Annotated in this window: 20 protein-coding genes; 11 read left to right on the top strand and 9 right to left on the bottom strand. The window is 74.4% G+C overall.

Annotated elements, in window-relative coordinates:
- Nucleotides 1-1,117: 1,117 nt before the first annotated feature.
- A complete protein-coding gene (locus ACFCLZ_RS09565; RefSeq protein WP_380284380.1) occupies nucleotides 1,118-1,648 on the bottom strand; it encodes a DUF1990 family protein in 531 nt (176 codons plus the stop codon).
- Entirely contained in the window at nucleotides 1,645-2,484 is an 840-nt protein-coding gene (locus ACFCLZ_RS09560) for a YndJ family protein (protein WP_380284379.1), read from the bottom strand. The genes ACFCLZ_RS09565 and ACFCLZ_RS09560 overlap by 4 nt, the downstream gene beginning before the upstream one ends.
- 186 nt (nucleotides 2,485-2,670) lie before the next feature.
- Between ACFCLZ_RS09560 and ACFCLZ_RS09555 the strand changes: the two genes are divergently transcribed.
- Nucleotides 2,671-2,940 carry a DUF1876 domain-containing protein gene (locus ACFCLZ_RS09555; RefSeq protein ID WP_380284378.1) on the top strand — a complete coding sequence of 90 codons (270 nt, stop codon included), beginning with the start codon at nucleotides 2,671-2,673 and terminating at the stop codon, nucleotides 2,938-2,940.
- Nucleotides 2,937-3,134, top strand: a complete 198-nt coding sequence (locus tag ACFCLZ_RS09550) for a hypothetical protein (RefSeq protein WP_380284377.1) — start codon at nucleotides 2,937-2,939, stop codon at nucleotides 3,132-3,134. Before ACFCLZ_RS09555 ends, ACFCLZ_RS09550 begins: the two co-directional genes overlap by 4 nt.
- 76 nt (nucleotides 3,135-3,210) lie before the next feature.
- Here the strand turns inward: ACFCLZ_RS09550 and ACFCLZ_RS09545 are convergent, their stop codons facing one another.
- The 4 genes from ACFCLZ_RS09545 to ACFCLZ_RS09530 all read right to left on the bottom strand — a co-directional run bounded on the left by ACFCLZ_RS09545 (nucleotide 3,211) and on the right by ACFCLZ_RS09530 (nucleotide 7,481).
- Complete coding sequence (locus ACFCLZ_RS09545; RefSeq protein WP_380284376.1) at nucleotides 3,211-3,651, bottom strand: PPOX class F420-dependent oxidoreductase; 441 nt, start codon at nucleotides 3,649-3,651, stop codon at nucleotides 3,211-3,213.
- A gap of 739 nt (nucleotides 3,652-4,390) precedes the next feature.
- Nucleotides 4,391-5,917 carry an MFS transporter gene (locus tag ACFCLZ_RS09540; protein ID WP_380284375.1) on the bottom strand — a complete coding sequence of 509 codons (1,527 nt, stop codon included), beginning with the start codon at nucleotides 5,915-5,917 and terminating at the stop codon, nucleotides 4,391-4,393.
- A gap of 168 nt (nucleotides 5,918-6,085) precedes the next feature.
- On the bottom strand, nucleotides 6,086-6,751 hold the full coding sequence (locus ACFCLZ_RS09535) for a TetR/AcrR family transcriptional regulator (RefSeq protein WP_380284374.1): 666 nt from the start codon (nucleotides 6,749-6,751) through the stop codon (nucleotides 6,086-6,088).
- Between the two features lie 112 nt (nucleotides 6,752-6,863).
- Nucleotides 6,864-7,481 carry a GNAT family N-acetyltransferase gene (locus tag ACFCLZ_RS09530; RefSeq protein ID WP_380284373.1) on the bottom strand — a complete coding sequence of 206 codons (618 nt, stop codon included), beginning with the start codon at nucleotides 7,479-7,481 and terminating at the stop codon, nucleotides 6,864-6,866.
- 183 nt (nucleotides 7,482-7,664) lie between these two features.
- Here ACFCLZ_RS09530 and ACFCLZ_RS09525 point away from each other — a divergent pair, with 183 nt between their 5' ends.
- The 7 genes from ACFCLZ_RS09525 to ACFCLZ_RS09495 all read left to right on the top strand — a co-directional run bounded on the left by ACFCLZ_RS09525 (nucleotide 7,665) and on the right by ACFCLZ_RS09495 (nucleotide 14,381).
- Nucleotides 7,665-8,963, top strand: a complete 1,299-nt coding sequence (locus tag ACFCLZ_RS09525) for an ATP-grasp domain-containing protein (RefSeq protein WP_380284372.1) — start codon at nucleotides 7,665-7,667, stop codon at nucleotides 8,961-8,963.
- Nucleotides 8,960-9,829, top strand: coding sequence for a Rossmann-like domain-containing protein (locus tag ACFCLZ_RS09520; protein WP_380284371.1), 870 nt, complete (start codon nucleotides 8,960-8,962; stop codon nucleotides 9,827-9,829). Before ACFCLZ_RS09525 ends, ACFCLZ_RS09520 begins: the two co-directional genes overlap by 4 nt.
- 38 nt (nucleotides 9,830-9,867) lie before the next feature.
- Nucleotides 9,868-10,965 carry a PLP-dependent cysteine synthase family protein gene (locus tag ACFCLZ_RS09515; protein WP_380286127.1) on the top strand — a complete coding sequence of 366 codons (1,098 nt, stop codon included), beginning with the start codon at nucleotides 9,868-9,870 and terminating at the stop codon, nucleotides 10,963-10,965.
- Nucleotides 10,962-12,062, top strand: a complete 1,101-nt coding sequence (locus tag ACFCLZ_RS09510) for a dipeptide epimerase (protein WP_380284370.1) — start codon at nucleotides 10,962-10,964, stop codon at nucleotides 12,060-12,062. The genes ACFCLZ_RS09515 and ACFCLZ_RS09510 overlap by 4 nt, the downstream gene beginning before the upstream one ends.
- Nucleotides 12,059-12,895: a class I SAM-dependent methyltransferase gene (locus ACFCLZ_RS09505; protein WP_380284369.1), complete on the top strand. Its 837-nt coding sequence runs from the start codon at nucleotides 12,059-12,061 to the stop codon at nucleotides 12,893-12,895. The genes ACFCLZ_RS09510 and ACFCLZ_RS09505 overlap by 4 nt, the downstream gene beginning before the upstream one ends.
- 111 nt (nucleotides 12,896-13,006) lie before the next feature.
- Nucleotides 13,007-13,483, top strand: coding sequence for a hypothetical protein (locus tag ACFCLZ_RS09500; protein ID WP_380284368.1), 477 nt, complete (start codon nucleotides 13,007-13,009; stop codon nucleotides 13,481-13,483).
- A gap of 142 nt (nucleotides 13,484-13,625) precedes the next feature.
- Nucleotides 13,626-14,381 (top strand): VOC family protein, encoded by a 756-nt coding sequence (locus ACFCLZ_RS09495; RefSeq protein ID WP_380284367.1) that lies wholly within the window; start codon nucleotides 13,626-13,628, stop codon nucleotides 14,379-14,381.
- A 57-nt stretch (nucleotides 14,382-14,438) separates the two neighbouring features.
- Here ACFCLZ_RS09495 and ACFCLZ_RS09490 read toward each other — a convergent pair whose 3' ends face one another.
- Nucleotides 14,439-14,924: a hemerythrin domain-containing protein gene (locus ACFCLZ_RS09490; protein ID WP_380284366.1), complete on the bottom strand. Its 486-nt coding sequence runs from the start codon at nucleotides 14,922-14,924 to the stop codon at nucleotides 14,439-14,441.
- Between the two features lie 132 nt (nucleotides 14,925-15,056).
- Nucleotides 15,057-15,653 carry a TIGR03086 family metal-binding protein gene (locus ACFCLZ_RS09485; RefSeq protein WP_380284365.1) on the bottom strand — a complete coding sequence of 199 codons (597 nt, stop codon included), beginning with the start codon at nucleotides 15,651-15,653 and terminating at the stop codon, nucleotides 15,057-15,059.
- 193 nt (nucleotides 15,654-15,846) lie between these two features.
- On the opposite strand from ACFCLZ_RS09485, the gene ACFCLZ_RS09480 reads away from it, so the two are divergent.
- Together ACFCLZ_RS09480 and ACFCLZ_RS09475 are read left to right on the top strand one after the other, a co-directional pair.
- Complete coding sequence (locus ACFCLZ_RS09480) at nucleotides 15,847-16,419, top strand: DoxX family membrane protein (RefSeq protein ID WP_380284364.1); 573 nt, start codon at nucleotides 15,847-15,849, stop codon at nucleotides 16,417-16,419.
- 337 nt (nucleotides 16,420-16,756) lie between these two features.
- Nucleotides 16,757-19,276: a collagenase gene (locus ACFCLZ_RS09475; protein WP_380286126.1), complete on the top strand. Its 2,520-nt coding sequence runs from the start codon at nucleotides 16,757-16,759 to the stop codon at nucleotides 19,274-19,276.
- A 75-nt stretch (nucleotides 19,277-19,351) separates the two neighbouring features.
- Here the strand turns inward: ACFCLZ_RS09475 and ACFCLZ_RS09470 are convergent, their stop codons facing one another.
- Nucleotides 19,352-20,113, bottom strand: coding sequence for a PP2C family protein-serine/threonine phosphatase (locus ACFCLZ_RS09470; RefSeq protein WP_380284363.1), 762 nt, complete (start codon nucleotides 20,111-20,113; stop codon nucleotides 19,352-19,354).
- Nucleotides 20,114-20,196 lie beyond the last annotated feature (83 nt).

Below are 20,196 nucleotides of genomic sequence, written 5' to 3'. Positions count from 1 at the left end.
CGCTCGCGTCCTGGAGCATGGTGGGCGCGGGCCACTGCCCCTACGCCTGCCCCGGCCGGCGGCCGCGCCGTTCGGCCCGTCCGTCGGAGCGGGCGTAGGAAGTCGGCGGGTTCGACTTTCGGCTCCACTTCCCGGCGCGGTGCCCACGCGCAGTGGCCTTCGCTCGCGTCCTGGAGCATGGTGGGCGCGGGCCGCCGCCCCTACGCCTGCCCCGGCCGGCCGCCGCGCCGTTCGGCCCGTCCGTCGGAGCGGGCGTAGGAAGTCGGCGGGTTCGACTTTCGGCTCCACCTCCCGCCGCGCTACCGCGCGGCCCGTCCGTCGGAGCGGGCGTAGGAAGTTGGCGGGTTCGACTTTCGGCTCCACTTCCCGGCGCGGTGCCCACGCGCAGTGGCCTTCGCTCGCGTCCTGGAGCATGGTGGGCGCGGGCCACTGCCCCCACGCCTGCCCCGGCCGGCCACCACGCCGCGCGGCCCGCCCGTCGGAGCGGGCGCAGGAAGTCGGCGGGTCCGACTTTCCACTCCACCGCGCCGCGCTACCGAGCCGTTTGGCCCGCCCGTCGGAGTGGGCGTAGGGAGTCGGCGGGTTCGACTTTCCACTCCACTTCCTGCCGCGTTGCCGCGCTGTTCGGCCTGCCGGTCCATCGGAGTGGGCGCAGGAAGTCGGCGGGTCCGACTTTCCACTCCACTTCCTGCCGCGTTGCCGCGGTGTTCGGCCCGCTCGTCCGTGGCCGGAGTGGGCGTAGGGAGTCGGCGGGTTCGACTTTCGGCTCCACTTCCTGCCGCGTTGCCGCGGTGTTCGGCCCGCTCGTCCGTGGTCGGAGTGGGCGTAGGGAGTCGGCGGGTTCGACTTTCCACTCCATCGCGCCGCGCTACCGAGCCGTTTGGCCCGCCCGTCGGAGTGGGCGCAGGAAGTTGGTGGGTTCGACTTTCTGCTCCACTTCCCGCCGCGTTGCCGCGCTGTTCGGCCTGCCCGTCCATCGGAGTGGGCGCAGGAAGTCGGCGGGTCCGACTTTCCACTCCACCGCGCCGCGCTACCGAGCCGTTCGGCCTGCCCGTCCGTGGCCGGAGCGGGCGCAGGAAGTCGGTGGGTTCGACTTTCGGCTCCACCTCTCGCCGCGCTACCGCGCCGCGCGGGCGGCCACGCGGGTGAGGGCGCGGGCGCAGCGGCGGGCGAAGAGGTGCTGGGCGAGGGGGAGCAGGGGGCCGGCGAGGCGGGCGTACCAGCGCTGCGGACGGCTGAACGCGTTGACGGTGAACCAGACCGCGCCGTCCGCCGCCATCTCCACCACGAAGGTCTCCTCGCCCACCGCGAGGTGGCCCCGCCGGGTGCCGTAGGTGAAGCCGTGACGGTCGCGGTCCCCGCCGCCGGCGGTGCTCCAGATCACCCGGCACGGGGCGCCGGCCCGCAGCGGGCCGAGGCCGATGGCGCAGTGGACGGGGACGCCGGGCGCGGCGCGCTCCGCCCCGGCGGTGATGCGGACGCCGGCCGCCCGGTGCATCCGCCAGTCGAGGACGGCGGCTCCGGCGGCGTCCAGCGCGGCCCGGCCGTGGCCCACGAGGGCGCGGTGGCGGAGGTGGTTGTAGCCGGCCGGGAGCGGGGCGGTGAGGTCGCTGCTCGCGCCGACCTCGGGGTAGTTGAGGTCGTTCACCGGGGGATCTCCTGTGTGGTCGGGGCGAGTCGGCGCCAGGCGAGCAGCGAGCACAGCGCGAAGCCGAGCGCGTTGCCGACGCCGTGGGTGGCGGCCATCCAGCCGAGGGTGGGGTGCGGGAGCCCGGAGGCCTCGCCGAGCGCCCACCAGAGGGCGAGCAGCATGGTGACGGCGAGGACGGCCGCCGAGACGCCGAGCAGCACGGCCGTGCCCTGCCCCCGGTCCCGCAGGTCGCGCCAGGTGAGCAGGCCGACCAGCCACATGCCGGCGGTGAGCACGGCGGCCCCGGCGAGTTCCGCCCAGTCGCCGACGAAGTAGCCGGCCAGCACCAGCAGGGTCCCGGCCGGCACGCTGAGCGCGGCCCACCGCGCGGCCGGACGGTCCGGGACGGCGCGGCACACCAGTCCGGCGACCAGGGCGGCGGTGAAGCCGGCGTAGTGGAAGTGGGGGACGGTCAGGGCCAGGATGTCGAGGTCGAATCCGAACAGCTCGTGCCCGGAGCGCTCCGCGACCAGGGCGAGTCCGGCCACCGACGGCGTCGCCAGCGCGGTGAGCACGGCGATCTCGGGCGGGGCGAGGGAGCGGGTGCGGGCCAGCCGGACCGGGGCGTGCACGGCGAGGGCGAGCGTGCCGAGCGCGTAGCACGCGGCGCTGCCGGTGGCGAGCGGTCCGCGCGGCAGCCACAGCGAGAGCGCGCCGGGGACGGCGGCCAGCGGCCAGAGGCGGCGCACCCGGGCGAGGCCGGGCTCGTCGATCAGGGCGAGGCCGAGCGGGACCACCGCACCCATGCCGAGCAGGACCAGCAGGTCGACCAGTTCTTCGGTGCCTCGTCCCACGGCGGTCGGCCCCCAGCTTCCTTGAACACGTTCAAACACCTTTCGCGTCGACTCTACGCACAGGATTGAACGCGTTCAAGTTCCGCTCGGGCGCCGCCCCCGGCCGCCTGCTCTGGTGTTCACCGGGGGCGCGGCGCACTCTGGAGGAGTAACCGGACAAGGAGCGACCGCCGGAGGTGAACCGCCATGCAGACTCTTGTCGGGTGGCACATCGAGATGGAATTCCACGAGGAGGGGCCGCGGACGACCGCCGCCGCCCTGGTGCGGTTGGCGGACGGGACGGAGATGCGCGCGCACGGCTACACCAGCCGTCACCCCTCCGACCCGGACCAGCTGAGGGTCGGCGAGGAGATCGCGGCCGCGAGGGCGCTCAACGACCTCGCCTCGCAGTTGCTCACCAAGGCCCACAACGAGATCCAGGCGGTCAGCCCGGTCCCGACCCACCCGCTGTCGTGACGCGACCGGAAGGCGCCGCGGGCCAGGCCGCCCACCGGTCGCGCATTCCGCTGATCTGTCCGCGCTGCGGACGGGAGCAGCGGGTGGTGCCGGGCGGCCCGGGCCACGCGGTCAAGGTGGTGCACGCCGGCACGGGCCGGGAGGCCTGCGAGCCGGGGGACCTGGCCCGCGCACCGGACGACGACGAGGCCTGAGCCGCTGCGTCGCCGTGCCGCCGAGCTGCCGATCCGCTGAGCCGCCGAGCCGCGCCCCGTGCCGCCGGCGCCCGTCTCAGTTCGGGCAGTACGTGGTCGGCAGCTGCCACTCCGGCCCGATCAACCGCTGCTCCAGCTCGTTGAGCGTGATCCGGATGCCGATGGTCCCGGCCAGCCCGAGCCGCATCCGGCTGCGGGCCAGCGCCAGGAACGCCGCCAGTCCGTACTTGTTGATCAGCGACGCGCGGTAGCGGGCGGTGTCGTCCGCGTCGCAGACGGCGGCGCGGGCCGGGAGCTGACGCCCCGTCGGGCGCCCGTGCGCGTCGCACGGGCCGACCAGGACCTTGGGGTGGCGGCGGATCCGCTCGGCCTCGCCGGAGTGGGCGGGCGTCCAGATGCCGAGCGCCGTGCCGTCGGCGACCACCCAGCTCTGCGAGCGGATCCGGCGGCCGTCCTCGCCGAACGTGGTGAGCAGGAGGTATCTGCTGTCGGCCAGCTGGTCGGTACGGTCGTGCACGGTGTCCTCCCTCTCCGTTGCGGCGGGTGGTGGCGGGCGGCGCGGCCCTGGTGGCCGTGTCCGCCGCTGCTCTCGTGGTGCTCGGCGACGGTGTGCTGTTCGACGATGTGCTGTCCGGCGGTGCGCTGTCCGGCGGCGTGCTGTTCGACGGCTGGGTGGTGCGCGGCGGCCCGGTGGTACTCCCCGGCGGCGGGCCGGGCGATCCGGGCGCCCTCGCCGTAGAGCCCACGGGACAGCCTCGCACGGGCGCGGTCAAGGACCCCGGCCGGGTGGGCCACTCCATTGTCGTCCACGGCGGCGGGCAGTTCGAGGGCTCGCGGCCGCTCGTGCGCGGTGAGCCGGTGTTCTTCAGCGGGCGCGAGCGGGGCGCGCACCTCGATGAGTTCGCCGTGCGGCAGGCGCCCGACGACGCCGGTCACGCGGCCGTGCGGCACCTTCTCCCGGTCCCGGCGCTGCGGGCCCAGGCACCAGCGCCCGGTGACGGCGAAGACGGCCACCGGGACGGCGAGGAATCCCACCCGGACGGCGTAGGTGATGGAGTCGGTCGACAGGTGCAGATGGGTGGCGACGAGGTCGTTGCCGCCGCCGGCCGCCCCGGCTCCGGCGGCACGGGTACAGACGGAGTGAGGCGGGGACCATTCCCCGCTTCCCTGGGGGTGCCCGGAAACGGCGAACGGCCCGCCCGGTGTCGTGATGACACCGGACGGGCCGCAGCGCACCGTCGCGAACCCCGCAGGGGTCAGTGCACCAGCACTGGCACCTCGTTGGCCTTCGCCGCGTCGGCGTCCGCACCCGTGCCGCCGGAGCCGGGGCGGCCGGCGTTGATCAGGATGAACGCGAGCGCGGCCGCCAGCACCAGGATGCCGAAGGACCACCAGATCGCGGTCGAGAAGCCGTGCACCATGCCCTGGAACTGCACCGCCCGGGCGGCGGCCGGGGTGGTCGCGGCGGCCGCGTGGGCCGCCAGCCAGGTGGCCGTGGCGCTGGCCGCGATGGTGTTCAGCAGCGCGGTGCCGATGGCGCCGCCGACCTGCTGCGAGGTGTTGACCATGGCGGACGCCACGCCCGCGTCGCGCGGCTGGACGCCGTGCGTGGCCAGGCTCATCGCCGGCATGAACGCGGTGCCCATGCCGAGGCCCATCAGGATCAGGCCGGGCAGGATCAGCGCCGGGTAGGAGCTGTCCAGGCCGATCTGGGTCAGGATGAGCATGCCGAGCGAGGCGACCAGGAAGCCGGGCGCCATCAGGAACCGCGCCGGGACGCGGGTCATCAGCCGGGCGCCGATCTGGGTCGAACCGGTGATCATGCCCGCCACCATGGGCAGGAAGGCCACGCCGGTCAGAACCGGGCTGTAGTCGAGCACGATCTGCAGGTAGTAGGTCAGGAACAGGAACAGACCGAACATGCCGATCACGGCCAGGCCCAGCGACAGGTAGACCCCGCCGCGGTTGCGGTCCAGCACGACGCGCAGCGGCAGCAGCGGCGCCTTGACCTTCCGCTCGACCAGGACGAACGCGGACAGCAGCACGGCGGCGGCGACGAACAGGCCGATCGTCAGGCCCGAGCTCCAGCCGTCCGATTCGGCCCGGGTGAACCCGTAGACCAGGGCGACCAGGCCGGTGGTGACCAGCAGCACGCCGGGGACGTCGAGGCGGTTGCGGTTGCGGCCCACGGCGGGCTCGCGGATCACCATGACCGCGCCGGCGGCGGCGATCACGGCGAACGGGATGTTGACGAAGAAGGTCCAGCGCCAGTTCATGTACTCGGTCAGCAGACCGCCGAGGATCAGGCCGATCGCGCCGCCACCGCCGGCGATCGCGCCGTAGATGCCGAACGCCTTGGCGCGCTCCTTGGCCTCGGTGAACATCACGGCCAGCAGCGAGAGCGCGGCCGGGGCCAGCAGTGCGCCGAACACGCCCTGGAGGGCACGGGCGCCGAGCAGCATCGTGGTGTTGGCGGCGGCGCCGCCCAGCGCGGAGGCCAGCGCGAAGCCGGTGAGGCCGACCACGAAGGCCCGCTTGCGCCCCCACAGGTCGGCCACCCGGCCACCGAAGAGCAGCAGGCCGCCGAAGGCCAGCGCGTACGCGGTGATCACCCACTGGCGGTTGCCGTCGGTGATGCCGAGGTCCTTCTGGGCGGACGGCAGCGCGATGTTCACGATGGTGGCGTCGAGGACGACCATCAACTGCGCGAGGCCGATGAATATCAGGGCTTTCCAGCGCCTCGGATCGGGCTGGACGGCGGGCGGGGCGTCGGTTTGTGGCATGGAGGTACTCACTTCGGGGTGCGGGGTGTGCGGAAGGTGCGGAAAAGGGTCGCGGGCAGGAGTGGTGGGCGCGCAGGGGCAGCCGCACCGCGTCCTCGCGGTGACGGTGTCCGGTGTCCGGCTTCTGGTGTCCGGTGTCAGGTCGCGCCGGTCGTTCGGCGCGGTGGGTCAGTGGTCGCCGTGGAAGTCCTCGAAGGTCGCGGCCCGGCCGGGCAGGACGGAAGGGGCGGGCGCCCGCATGCCGTCCAGGAGCAGTTGCAGGTGCCGGTGGACGAACTCGTCCAGGATGCGGCACGAGGTGCCCGGCAGCGGGCGGGTGAGCTGGCTCAGGGCGATGAACAGGTCGCCGTGGTGGACGTCCGGGCGGGCCTCGCCCGCCGCCTTCGCCCGCTCCAGCAGGCCGCCGACGACCGACAGCAGGCGCTCGCGCGCCGCCGCCAGGTCCGGATCGTGCGGGTCGACGTGGTTGGTGAGCATCGAGCAGAGCGCGCCGACCTTCTCGTCGACCGTCTCGTGGGCGAACCGCTCCAGGGCGTCGAACGGGCCGGCGGCCTCGGCGGCCGCCCGCTCGGCGATCGCCACGATGCGGTTCTTCACGAGCAGGGCCACCTCGCGGATCAGTGCCGCCCTGGTGGGGAAGTTCCGGTAGAGCGTAGCGTTTCCGACGCCCGCCCGCTTCGCGATTTCGTCCAGCGCCGCGTCCGCGCCGTGCTCGACGAAGGCGTCGCGGGCCGCCAGGACGATCCGTTCGCGGTTGCGGCTGGCGTCCGCGCGCAGCCTGGGCGCGCGGGCCGGCCCCGCGGTGCGGGTCGGACGGGGGGCGACGGTGGTCACGGGTGTACTCCTCCCGGGGTACGGGTTCCGGGGAGTCACTCCCCGCTTAGTCCTGCGAAGGGCTAAACGGGGAATCGCTCCCCGGAAATTTCGCACCCGGCCGTGACCTGCGTCACATCGCCCGGGCGCCTCCGCCGACACCCTCGCCGACACCCTTTCCGGCGCTCTTCCCGACGCCGCCGAACCTCGCGCTCCCGGCCGCGGCCACCGGTCGGCGCAGCGGGATCTCGAAGTGGACGGTGGCCACCCCCGGACCGTGCTCGCCGGTCGGGCGGGCGTCGTGGACCTCCTCGGCGAGGCTGCGCCAGAACGGCTCGGCCCCGGGGATCTCGGTGTTGGTGTGCAGATACAGCCGCCGGTAGCCGCCCTCCTCGGCGGCGAACGCGCAGGCGCGGCGGACGAGCTCGCGGGCCAGCCCGTGCCGCCGGTGCTCGGCCCGGACGTAGACCCGGACCAGTTGCGCGGTGGTCCCGGACGGGTAGCGCCGGGCGATCTCGCGCGGGTGCGGCGGGTGGGCGGGCCCGGTGGAGTGCAGTGCGGTGGTGGCCACCACCTCCTCGCCGAGCACGGCGACCAGCAGGGCGTGCCGGGGGTGGTCCAGGTAGTGCCCCTGGAGGTCGACCACATCGGCGTGCCAGGCGGGCACGTAGCCGTAGCCGAACTCGCGGTAGAAGGTGTCGAGGATCAGCCGGCGCGCACCGGGCACGTCCTGCGGGAGCGCATGGCGCACGGCATAAGGAAACTGACGGTCCATCAGAGAACTCCGACAGGACTGGGATGTGATGGTCGGGGGCCAGGGTACATTGAAAACCACTTTCATCTGACGCGCCGACGGAAACGCGGTCCGGCGCGTTGAAAATGAAAACGAATCCCGTTACGGTCCTGGCTGTCGAGTCCGTCGAAAGGGAGAGTCGTGGCGCATCTGCTGATGATCGAGAGCTGGGTCGGCTCCATGAGCAGACTGCTGCCACGGGCGCTGGGGGAGGGCGGCCACCGCTTCACCTTCCTCACCCGCGACCTGCACCACTACCTGCGGTCCGCCGCCCCCGCCGACGGCCCGCACCCGCTGCTCGCCGCCGAGAACGTCCTCACCGCCGACACCAACGACCCGGACGCGCTGCTCCCGTACGCCGAGCGGCTGCACGCGCTGCTCGGTTTCGACGGCGTGCTCTCCTCCTGCGACTACTACCTCCCGCAGGTCGCCCGGGTGGCCCGCCGGCTCGGCCTGCCCGGCCCGGCGCCCGAGGCCGTCGCCGCCGCCTGCCGCAAGGACCTCACCCGCCGCCGGCTCGCCGAGGCCGGCGTCCCCGGGCCCGCGTACGAGCTCTGCGCCGACCGCGAGCAGGCCCGCGCCGCGGCCCGGGCGATCGGCTACCCGCTGGTCGTCAAGCCGGTCGACCTGTGCGCCGGGATGTTCGTCCGCCAGGTCCGTGACGAGGCCGAACTCCTCGTGGCGATCCGGGCGTTGGACGCCTTCCCGGTCAATGCGCGCGGCCAGCGGCGGGAGCCGGCGGTGCTGCTGGAGGAACTGCTCACCGGAGCCGAGGTCAGCGTCGAGACGGTCTCCGCGGACGGCGTCGCGCACGTCGTCGGCGTCACCGACAAGAGCGTCGGCGGCGCGCCCGCCTTCGTCGAGACCGGCCACATGTTCCCGGCCGCCCTCGACCCGGCCGAGGCCGCCGCCGCCGTCCGCACCGCCGTCGACGCGCTGGCCGCGCTGGGCCTCGACCAGGTCGTCGCGCACACCGAGATCAAGCTCACCCCCGCCGGGCCCCGGGTGGTCGAGGTCAACCCGCGCCCGGCCGGGAACCGGATCACCGAACTGGTCCGGCGGGTCACCGGGGTCGACCTGGCCGCCGCCGCGATCGACGTCGCCCTCGGCCGCCGGCCCGACCTGGCCGTCCACCCGACCGGGGTCGCCAGCGCCGCCATCGCCTTCCTGGTGCCCGGCGGCGGGCAGGCCGGCCCGCTGGACGGCTTCGACGGAGCGGAGGCGGTGCGGCGTGACCCGGCACTGGTCGAACTCGCCCTCGCCGAGCCCGGCCGCGAGGTGCGGCCCGCGACCAGCAACAACGAGTACCTCGGGCACGTCATGACCGCCGACACCGGCGGGGCCGGGGCGCGCCGCACGGCCGAGCGGCTGCTCGCCGGGCTCACCCCGCGCGTCGCGCCCGCCGACCGTCCGGCCGCACCCGCGGCGGTGTCCGCGTGAGCGCCACCACCGCGATCGGCCCGATCGTGATCCCCGCCCCGAGCACCGGGATCACCACCCTCCCCGTGCTCGACCTGATCACCGGGCGGGCCCGTACGGGGGCGTACGGGCCCGACCCGGCCACGCTGCGGATCGCGCTCGCCTTCAGCACCGTCCAGGCCGTCCGGCACCCCGGCCGCACCCGCGGCTACCGCAACGAGGTGCTCAGCCTCCGCCTCGGCGCCGCCGTCGGCTCCTGCGCCGTCGAACCCGGCGAACTGCCCGCCGCCACCGTCACCGACTGCGTCGGCGCGACCGTCGGGGAACTGCTCGACCACCCGGGCACCGCCGTCCGGGTCGCCGCGCTCGACGCCTACCTCGGCCACTGCCGGCCGCACGCGCCGGCGTACGGTGCCCGGCGGTTCGGCCTGCCCGCCGGCTCCTCGCTGGTGAAGTCGCGGGTCCGCGCCGCCGCCGTGGTGGGGCTGCTGCCGCTCGCCGCCGTCCGCCGGGTGCTGGTCGTCGGGGTCGTCAACTCGCTGCTGGAACAGCTCCGTTCGCACGGGGTCGACTACCGGGCCTGCGACCTCAAGGGCGGCACCACCGAATGGGACGAGCCGGTGCACACCGACGCCCTCGCCCACCTCGACGACTGCGACGCGATCCTCGCCTCCGGCATGACCCTCGGCAACGGCTCCCTGGACCCGCTGCTCGCCCACGCCCGCGCCACCGGAAAGCCCCTGGTGCTGTTCGCCCAGACCGGCAGCTCCGTCCTGCCGCAGCTGCTCGGCGACGGGGTCACCGCCGTCAGCGCCGAGCCCTTCCCCTTCTTCTGGCTCGACGGCGGACCCACCGTCATCCACCTGTACGGGGGTGCGGGCCGGTGACCGCCCTGCTCGACTCCGGCGCGGCGCTGGGCCATCCGATGCTGGGCAATCCGGCCCTGCTGCCGCTGCTCGGCGGCACCCCGCTGGCCCGGATCACCACCCCGCTGCCGCAGCCGCACCCCGGCTTCTGGGCCAAGCTGGAGGGGCTGAGCGCCGGCGGGATGAAGGCCCGCTCGGCCGTCGCCATGCTCCGCGGCGCCCGGGCGCGCGGCGAACTGCGGCCCGGTGCCACGGTGGTGGAGTCCACCTCGGGCACCATGGGCGTCGGCCTGGCCTTCGCCGGACAGGCCCTCGGCCACCCCGTCGTGCTGGTCGGCGACAGCGAACTCGAACCGTCCATGCGGCAGTTGCTGCGCGCCTACGGCGCCCGGCTGGAGCTGGTCGAGCAGCCCGCCCGGCGCGGCGGCTGGCAGGCGGCCCGGCTCACCCGGCTGCGCGCCGTGCTCGACCGGCTGCCCGACGCCTACTGGCCCGACCAGTACAACAACCCCGACAACGCCGACGGTTACCGGGTGATGGCCCAGGAGATCACCGCCGACCTCGACCACCTGGACGTGCTGGTCTGCAGCGTCGGCACCGGCGGCCACAGCGCCGGGCTCGCCGAGGCGCTGCGCGGCCGCTGGCCCCGGCTGCGGGTCATCGGCGTCGACTCGGTCGGCTCCACCATCTTCGGCCAGCCCGCCCGGCCCCGGCTGATGCGCGGCCTCGGCAGCTCCATCCACCCGCGCAACGTCGCCCACCAGGCCTTCGACGAGGTGCACTGGGTCGGCCCGGCCGAGGCGGTCGATGCCTGCCGGCGGCTGGCCCGGGGCGCCTTCGTCAGCGGCGGCTGGTCCACCGGCGCGGTCGCCCTGGTCGCCGCCTGGGCCGCCCGCGTCCACCCGGGCGCCGCCGTCGCCACCGTCTTCCCCGACGGCCCGCACCGCTACCTCGGCACCGTGTACGACGACGCCTTCTGCCGACGGCACGGCCTGGACGCCGGACGGGCCGCACCGCGCCCGATCGAGATCCCGCACCCGGCGGCCGTCGAGGTCACCGGCTGGGCCCGCTGGCGCACCGACCGGACCGCACCCGGGGAGCCGGCCGCCGTCCCGGCGGGCGCCGCCGCCCCCGCCCGCACCGAGGAGGACCGATGAGGCTCGACGTCCGCACCGTCCGGCTCCGGCTGGCCGAGCCGCTGCGCATCTCCCGCTCGGTCACCACCGAACGGGACGCCGTCCAACTCTCCCTCGCGCACGGTGGGTCGACCGGCCACGGCGAGGCGGTCAGCAGCCGCTACCTGGACCTGCCCACCGAGCGGATCCGGCACGAACTCGACGCGCTGCGCCCCGCGCTGGAGCGCGGCCAGGAGCCGGAGCAGGCGCTCGCCGACCTGTGCGACGGCGCGGCCCCGTACGCGCCGCTGTCCGCCGGGGTGCTGGCCGCCGTCGAGGCCGCCCTGCTCGACCTGGCCGGCAAGCGCGCCGGCGAGCCCGTCCACCGGCTGCTCGGCCGCGCCGAACCGGTCGCCGCCGCCACCGCCCGCACCATCGGCATCGAGCCGCCCGCCCGCGCCGCCGCCCAGGCCGCCCGGCTCGCCGACGCCGGATTCACCGTGCTCAAGGTCAAGGCCGGCGCCGCCGACCCCGGCCTCGACCTGGCCCGCGTCCAGGCCGTCCGCGAGGCCGCCCCGGACGCCCGGCTGCTGCTCGACCCCAACGGCGCCTGGACCCCCGCCCAGGCCCTCCGACTGCTGCCCGCCTTCGCCGCCACCGGCGTCGAGGCCGTCGAGCAGCCGATCCCCCCGGGCCGCCCCGAGGTGCTCGCCGCCGTCGCCGACCGCTCACCCGTCCCGGTGATCGCCGACGAGGACGCCGTCGGCTACGAGGACGCCTGCCGGCTCGCCGGACGGGTGCAGGGCGTCAACCTCAAGCTCGCCAAGTGCGGTGGCGTCCACCAGGTGCTGCGCATCGCCGAGGCCCTGCGCGGCAGCGGCACCGAGCTGATGCTCGGCTGCCTGGCGGCCAGCTCGCTCGGCATCGCGCCCGCCGTCCACCTCGCCGACCGGGCCCGCTGGCTGGACCTCGACGGCCACCTGCTGCTCGCCCACGACCCCTGGCAGGGCATCGGCGGCGCCGACGGCACCGTCCGCACCCCGGACCGGGCCGGCCTCGGCGTGCTCCCCGCGCCGGCCGCCGGCCGGGCCATGGGCGGCACCGCCTCCGCCCGCCCCCGCCCCAGCGAGGCCCGATGAACCACCGCCCCCCGGCCGCCACCCCGGCCGCCGCCCATCGCAACCTGCTCACCGACCACCCGGAACTCTACGAACTCCGTTTCCCCGACCCCGGGTTCACCGCCGCCCGGTGGGCCGAGTCGATGCTCCGCGAGCACGGCGCCGGACCCGACGTCCTCGACCTCGGCTGCGGCACCGGCCGCGACGCCGGCTGGCTGCACCGCGCGGCCGGGCGCACCGTCACCGGCCTGGACAGCTCCCCGGCGATGATCGCCCACGCCCGGGCCCGCCACCCCGGACCGGCCTACCACGTCGGCGACATGCGGGAGTTCACACTGCCGGGACGGTTCCACGCCGTGCTCTGCCTGGACAGCGCGCTGCTCTACTGCCACACCAACGCCGACCTCGACGCGCTGTTCGGTCGGCTCCGCCGCCATCTGCGCCCCGGCGGCCTGCTGGTCGCCGAGATGCGCAACGGCGCCTTCTTCCTCGGTCGCACCGAACTCCTCGACGCCCCGAGGCTCGACAGCATCACCCACGACGGCGTCACCCACACCTCCCGCACCGTGCTGTGGATCGACCACGCCGCCCAACTGCTGCGCCGTACCCGCAGCTGGGCCGGCGACGACGGTGCCCCGCCGCTCGAGCAGCACTCCGCCTGGCGGCTGCTCTTCCCCCAGGAGCTGCGCCACCTGCTCGCCCACCACGGCTTCGGCGTCCTCGCCCTCCACGACCGGCCCGGCCCGCGCACCGAACCGCCCTGGACGGACGGCGACCGGCCCGCCGAAACCGCCGACGGCGACCGCCTCCACCTCGTCGCCCGGCTGGACTCCCCTGACCGCGCGAGGCGTTGACCCCCGCCGTCGGTCACCCGACGGGCGTTCGAGGCCGAGCGCCCGGGTCCGCCGCCCGACCACTGGTGGCTCGCCGCCCAGGAGCACGACGAGAAGTCCGCACCCGAGCCGGTGCACCGGGTCTTCGTCACCCCCGAGTACGCCGGATGGCGGCTGATCTACGCGGAGTCCCCGCCGCGGGAGACGCCGTGGTGGCCGCACGAGGTGGTCGAGCGCCTCAGCGCCGCCTGCGGCCGCGCCCGGGTGTTCTTCCAGGACCGTTCGCCGACTCCGTCATCCGGGCCGCTGCCGAGCACGGCACCCCGGGGGCGCGGCTACTGGCGGTACGGGGAACCGGAGTGGCCGGGCGAGCCCCTGCCCCGGGAGGAACCGCCCGACGCCGAGGGGCCGGAGGACGGACTCGACGGACTCGGCGGACTCGGCGAGGACGGCGGGGAGTCCAACGCCTCCCCGGTCCGCGGCCACGGCCGGCCGGCCGTGACCGCCCCGGGCGCCGGCCACCACGGCTTCGCAGGCGCGCCCGTGCCCCGAGCCGTCGGAGCGCGGAGCCGCTGCGCACGCCCCCACCTTCGTCGGACCGCGCGCTGATCCGCCCCGAACCGTCCGGTACGTCCTAGGCTGAACTCGCCCGGGCGGCCGGACGGCCGTGGGAGTCGGGAGGGGCCCGGCGGCCGGGGTCTCGGAGGTGGTCGCGATGGTCAGCGGTGGGACAACGACCGAGGTGCGCTGCGTGGCGGCCGTTCCGTGCTGGGTGAGCCTGATGGCGCGCGACCTCGACGCGGCCAAGGCCTTCTACGGGCCGCTGCTGGGCTGGGAGTTCGAGCCGGGGCCGGACCGCTTCGGCCCGTACGCGCACGCGGTGGCCGGCGGGGAGGCGGTGGCCGGACTGGGGGTGGCGAGCGGCGGCTGGGACATGCCCGTCGCCTGGACCAGCTACTTCGGCACGGAGAGCGCGGACGCCGCCGCCGACGCGGTCCGCGAGCGCGGTGCGACGCTCGCGGTGGGGCCGCTCTCCTTCGACGCGGGCCGGGTGGCGTTCGCCGCGGACCCGGCGGGCGCGGTGTTCGGCATCTGGGAGGGGCCGCTGGGCCGGGCCCGGCGGCTGGACCTGATGGGAGCACCGGTCTGGATCGAGCTGCGCACCCCGGATCCGTTCGCGGCCGCGCTCTTCTACGGCGAGGTGTTCCGCTGGGACGGCCGGGACCCGGAGCGGTTCGAGGTCCGCTGGGAGCACGACCGGGTGGTGCTGCGGGCCGAGGGGCACAGTGTCGCCGCGCTCGCCAGGGAGCAGGCGAACGGCCCGGCGGGGATGCCGCCGCACTGGGAGGTGTCGTTCTCGGTGCCGGACACCGACGCGGCGGTGGCCAGGGCGGAGGGGCTCGGCGGCAGCGCGCTCGGCCCGGCGTTCGACTCGCCGTACGGGCGGGTGGCCCGGCTCCAGGACCCGGAGGGCGGCCGGTTCGCGGTGATCAGCGCCAAGCCCTGATCCACGGTCCCGCAGCCTCACGGTCCCGCAGCCCCGCAGCCCCGCAGTCCCGCAGCCTCACGGCCCGGCCTCGGCGATCTCCGCCCGGTCGGCCCGAAGCCGTTCGGCGAGCGCGTTCCGGGCGGCGGCCGGCAGGGCCTTGCGGGCGGCGGGGAACAGCTGCTTCTCCTCGGTCGCCAGGTGCCGGCGCAGCAGCGCGGCCAGTCCGCCCAGCAGGGTGTCCAGCGCCGGGTCACCGGCCGGAAGGGCCTGGAGGTCCGCGAGGTACTGGCCGATCGCGAGGTGGTCGTGGATGCACCGGAACACCATCGCGCCGCCGTCCGGCACATCGTGCTGGACGACCGGGAACAGGTGCTCCTCCTCCGCCGCGCAGTGGCTGAACAGCAGGTCGGTGAGCTGTCCGAGCAACGGCTCCGAGGCCGCTCCGCCGTCCTGTCCGGCCCCGCCGGAGGGCGCCGGAGCGGCCTCGATCCGGGCGAGCAGTTCCTCCACCGCGCGGTGCTCCGCGGTGAACTCGCCGAGGATGTCCGGCCTGCGGCTCATGGCGCGCCCGCCTCTCCCGTCTGCTGCGGCTCCGCCCCCCGACACCTCCAGTATCCGGCGACGCGCCCGTTGCCCGGGCGGCGCGGCGGCGGGAGATCCGGCGGGGGACCGGCGGCCGGGTAGAGCCGCAGGTCAGGGGCGGTCCCGGCGCCCGGTGAGCGCGAGCATCCGGGTCTGCGGTGCGGCGTCGTCCGGCACCGGCAGCGGCGCGTCGAAGTATCCGCTGCCCGAGAGGTCCCCGTAGCCGGTGAACTCGGCGAGCGCGAAGTCCACCAGCGCCTCCGGCAGCCGGGTGAGCCGGCCGGTGCCCTCGGCGAGGTCCCAGGTGTGCACGACGGCGTCGGCGGTGAGCTGGTCCAGGTAGTACTGGCCGGAGACGTCGCCGTAGGAGAGGTGCACGGTGAGCTCGGTGGCGCCGGGGACGGCGAAGGCGTCGCGCGCGGCGTCCGCGGCGGCGGTCCAGACGCCGACCGGGTCGTCGCCGAGGACGTCGCCGTCGAAGCGCGCGCCGACCTCGCCGATGGTGGCGCCCATCAGCAGTTCGGGCACCCAGAGCTGCTCGCCGGCGAGGTGGTTGACCAGATCGCGGACGGTCCAGTCGGCGCAGGGGGTGGGCGCGTCCCACTGCTCGGGGGTGATCAGCCGCACCCGTTCGGTGAAGGCGGCGAGGGCCTCGGCGTGCGGGGTGCCCTTGTTCTCGGCCCGGCGGTGTTCGTTGCGGTGTGCCATGTCGTGAGCCTGCCCCGCCCCACGCCTTCGTACGCCGGTCTACACCAGTACTGACCCGATCACGCCAAAAACTCCTGCCGGGCCGGTTGTTCAAATTCAAACTTCCAGGTACGGTCGCATCACCCCACTGGTTCGAATTTGAACAAATCCGGGCCAGTATCGACGAACCCCCCTTTTTTCGATGGAGACGCGCATGCCGAGCGGCAGCCCGAGCACGACCGCCCCCACCAACCCCACCGTCGCGGCCGGAAGAACCCCCGGACTCGCGGCCACCTCCCCGCACGCCTACGACGCAGGCCTCCTGCTGCTGCGCGTCGCCCTCGGCCTGACCATGGCCGCGCACGGCAGCCAGAAGCTGTTCGGCTGGTTCGGCGGCGGCGGGATCGACGGCACCGGAGCGTTCTTCGACTCGAAGGGCTACCCGGCGTCCAAGGCCATGGCCGTCGTGGCCGGTCTCACCGAGGTCGGCGGCGGACTAGCGCTGGCCGTCGGCCTGCTGGCCCCGCTGGCCGCCGCCGCGATCCTGGGCACCATGCTCAACGCCCTCGCCGTCTCGTGGAACGGCAGCTTCTTCGCCATGAAGGGCGGCAGCGAGTACGAACTGCTCCTGATCGCCGCCGCGGCGACGATCGCCCTGACCGGCCCCGGCCGCTACGCCGTGGACCGCTACCTGCCGGTGGTGCGCGAGCACCGGCTGGTGTACGGCGCGGCCGCCGTCGCGCTCGGCCTGGTCACCGCGGGCGTGGTGCTCCTCGTCCGCAACTGACACACCGCGGCGGCGCCGTCGCTGCCCGCAAAGGCCGCCGGTCGACCGACCGGCGGCCTTTGCCGGTCTGCGGCCGTTCCGTGAAGTTCCTGTGGGGAAGCGGCAGTTGCCGGTTCTGGGGGTTCCTCGGCTGTGTGATGTGTGCCATTGTACATGTCACACTCCCTGCCGATGGTCGACGGCCACTGCCCCAACGGTGCCGTCGCAACGGTCCTCACCACCCCCACCGGCCGCGCCCCCACGCGGCCGACGATGGCCCGGAGGCCCCCACGTGAGAACCGCACGTTCCCTGCATCAACATCCCCACGTCGCCCGGCTGTTGACGTTCATCCTCGCGATGTTCGTGGCGGTCGGAGTGTTCGCCCCGCGCACCCAGGCGGCCCCGCTGCCGGTCTCGGCGCAGCCCGGCGGAGGCTCGCCCGCGACCTCGTCCGGACCCGCCGGCCTGGCCCCGCGGCCCGCGATCGGTGACGCGCCGGACACCCACGGCACGAAGAAGCAGCTGTCGGTCCGTGAGCGCGCCCCGTTCTCGACCACGGACCCCGAGCGCGCCGAGACCCTGTCGGCGGCGGAGCGGAAGTCGGAGCAGAAGGCCGAGCTGGCCAAGGCCTTCGGTGGGAGCGCCGCCAAGGCTCTCGCCGAACAGCCCTGCAACATACCGGACTTCAGCCGAACCGGCAGCGCCCTGGTCCAGGCCGTCACGACGGCCGACCTCGGCTGCATCAACGATCTGTTCCTGCTGACCGGCGGTGACGCGAGCGGAACGTTCCGCGAGTCCCAGATGGTCACGGTGGCGGACGCCCTGCGCGACAACGCCGCGAACTACCCGGGCGACAACTCCGCTTCCACCGCTCAGCTGGTCCTGTTCCTGCGGGCCGGCTACTACGTGCAGTGGTACCACGCGTCCGACGTCGGCACCTACGGCACCGCCCTGCAGACCTCGATCCGCGGCGCGCTGGACAGCTTCTTCAACAGCGCGCACTCCCGTGACGTCTCCGCCGTCAACGCGGGCACGCTCGGGGAGGCGATCACCCTGATCGACAGCGCGCAGGAGAACGTCCGCTACCTGCCGGTGGTCAAGCGCCTGCTGGGTGCGTACGACGCCGCCACCCACAACCCGGTGAACATGGGCAACGCGCTCAACAGCGTGTTCACCGTGCTGTGGCGCGGCCACCAGACGAAGGGCTTCGCCGAAGCGGTGCAGGCCGACCCGGGCGTGCTCGACGCGCTCTACGCCTTCGCCACCGCCAACAGCGCCCTGCTCGGCGGCGACTACACCTTCCTGGTCTACAACGCGACCCGCGAGCTGGGCCGCTTCGTGCAGTACAGCGCGCTCCAGCCCAAGGTCCGCCCGCTGCTGAAGGGCTTGGCCGACCAGTCCTCGCCGAGCGGGCCCACCTCCTACCAGTGGGCCGCCGTGGCCGAGATGGGCGAGGCCTTCGACGCCGGCAACTGCTCCTACTACGGCACCTGTGACGCGTCGGCCCGGCTCAAGTCGGCCGTCCTGGCCGTCGACCACACGTGCAGCCCGAGCATCCGTGTCCTCGCCCAGAAGCTGGACGCCGGACAGCTGGACACCACCTGCTCCAGCCTCAACGGCCAGGACGCCTTCTTCCATGCGGTGGCCAAGGACAACGGTCCGGTCGCCGACGACCGGAACACCACCATCGAGGTCGTGGTCTTCCACACCCGCTTCGACTACGTCGTGTTCGCGGCCGGCATCTACGGCATCGACACCAACAACGGCGGCATGTACCTGGAGGGCAAGCCGAACGAGGCCGGCAACCAGCCGCGCTTCCTCGCCTACGAGGCCGACTGGACGCCGGACTTCCAGATCTGGAACCTCAACCACGAGTACACCCACTACCTCGACGGCCGGTTCGACATGTACGGCGACTTCGACGCCGGCATGACCACCCCGACCATCTGGTGGGTCGAGGGCTTCGCCGAGTACGTCTCCTACTCGTACCGCAAGGAGACCTACGACGCGGCGATCACCGCCGCCGGCCTCCACACCTACCGGCTCTCCGACCTCTTCGACACCGGGTACGGCGACCAGGAGCGCGTCTACCGCTGGGGCTACCTGTCCGTCCGCTACATGCTGGAGCAGCACCGCTCCGACCTGGACGCCGTGCTCGCCAAGTACCGCGCCGGTGACTGGAACGGCGCCCGCACCATCCTCAAGACCACCATCGGCACCCGCTACGACGCCGACTTCGACCGCTGGCTGACCGCCTGCGCGGCCGGGGCCTGCGGCGGCGGCACCAACCCCGGCAACAACCAGGCGCCGACCGCCGCCTTCACCAGCGCGGTCTCCGGCCTGGCGGCCACCTTCACCGACCGCTCCACCGACCAGGACGGCACCATCGCCTCCCGCGCCTGGGACTTCGGCGACGGCACCACCGACACGGCGGCCAACCCGGCCAAGACGTACGCCAAGGCCGGCACCTACACCGTCACGCTCACGGTGACCGACGACAAGGGCGCCACCGCGACCGCGCGGCAGGACGTCACCGTGGCCGGGGCGTCCGAGTGCACCGGCGCCGACACCCGCCAACTGGACAAGAACTGCGGGCGCGGCAACGTGGCGGCGACCACCGGCAACTACGCGCACTTCTACCTGTACCTCCCGGCCGGGGTGACGCAGCTGAAGCTCACCAGCACGGGCGGCACCGGCAACGCCGACCTGTACTACAACGCCGGCGGCTGGGCGTACACCAACGCCTACACCGCCAAGTCCGGCAACGCCGACAACACCGAGACCCTGACCATCACCAACCCGCCGGCCGGCTACGTCTTCCTGAGCCTCTACGCCCAGCAGGGCTTCTCCGGCGCGACCATCAAGGCCGAGTACTGACCGAGGAGTGGTGAACCGACCGCACTGACCGCACCGACAGAGGGCCCCGGCGCCGAACCGCCGGGGCCCTCCCCGTCATGTCCCGATCCGCACCAGGGCGAGCGTGATGTTGTCCGGCCCGCCCGCCTCGATCGCGGCCCTCCAGAGCGCGAACGCGGCCCGCCCGTCGGCCCGTTCGGCCTCCTCCGGCGGGCGGGTGAGCAGCACCGACAGCTCCTCCTCCGGCACCGGGTCGGTCAGCCCGTCGCTGCACACCAGGTACCGGTCGCCGACGGCCAGCGGCGCGCTGCGGACGTGCGGTTCGACGAAGGTGAGCCCGAGCGAGCCGCCGAGGGTCTGGGTGACCACCGAGGTGGTGCGCCGTCCGGGCGGCAGCGGCGGGCTGTCGTCCACGCTGACCCGCCGCAGCGTGCCGTCGCCGATCCGGTAGACGCGGCTGTCGCCGACGTTGAAGACCACGGCCCGGTCCTCCAGCACCACCAGGCCCGCCACCGTGGTGCCCATCGCGGCCAGCCCCGGATCCCCGCCGGCGGCCGCGTACACGTCCCGGTTGCAGGTCTGGAGGGCGTCCCGGACGCTCTCCTCGCCGTCGAGCGCGGGCCCGTCCGTCGCGAGCCTCCGGGCGACCAGGGCGCTGGCGACCTCGCCGCCGGGGTGGCCGCCGAGGCCGTCGGCGACCGCGACCACACAGGGCGGGCCGAGCGGGAAGAGCAGGGTCTGCGGATTGGTGGTGACGGTCGCGCAGAGTGTCCACGGCCCGACGGTGAGGCTGTCCTCGTTCCGCTCGCGCAGCAGGCCCTCGTGGCTCAGCGCGCTCACCGCGATGTACGCCGCCATCGGTTCGCCGCCCTTCGGGTGCTCCGGCCGACCGCTTCCGGCTCCTCCCATTGTCCCGCGCCGTCCGCCGTCCGCCGTCCGGG

Origin of the sequence: Kitasatospora purpeofusca, from assembly GCF_042691725.1 — a bacterium.
GTDB classification, from domain to species: Bacteria; Actinomycetota; Actinomycetes; order Streptomycetales; family Streptomycetaceae; genus Kitasatospora; species Kitasatospora purpeofusca_B.
The sequence above is the reverse complement of the archived record's forward strand: the minus strand, read 5'-3'. Positions and strand labels throughout refer to the sequence as shown.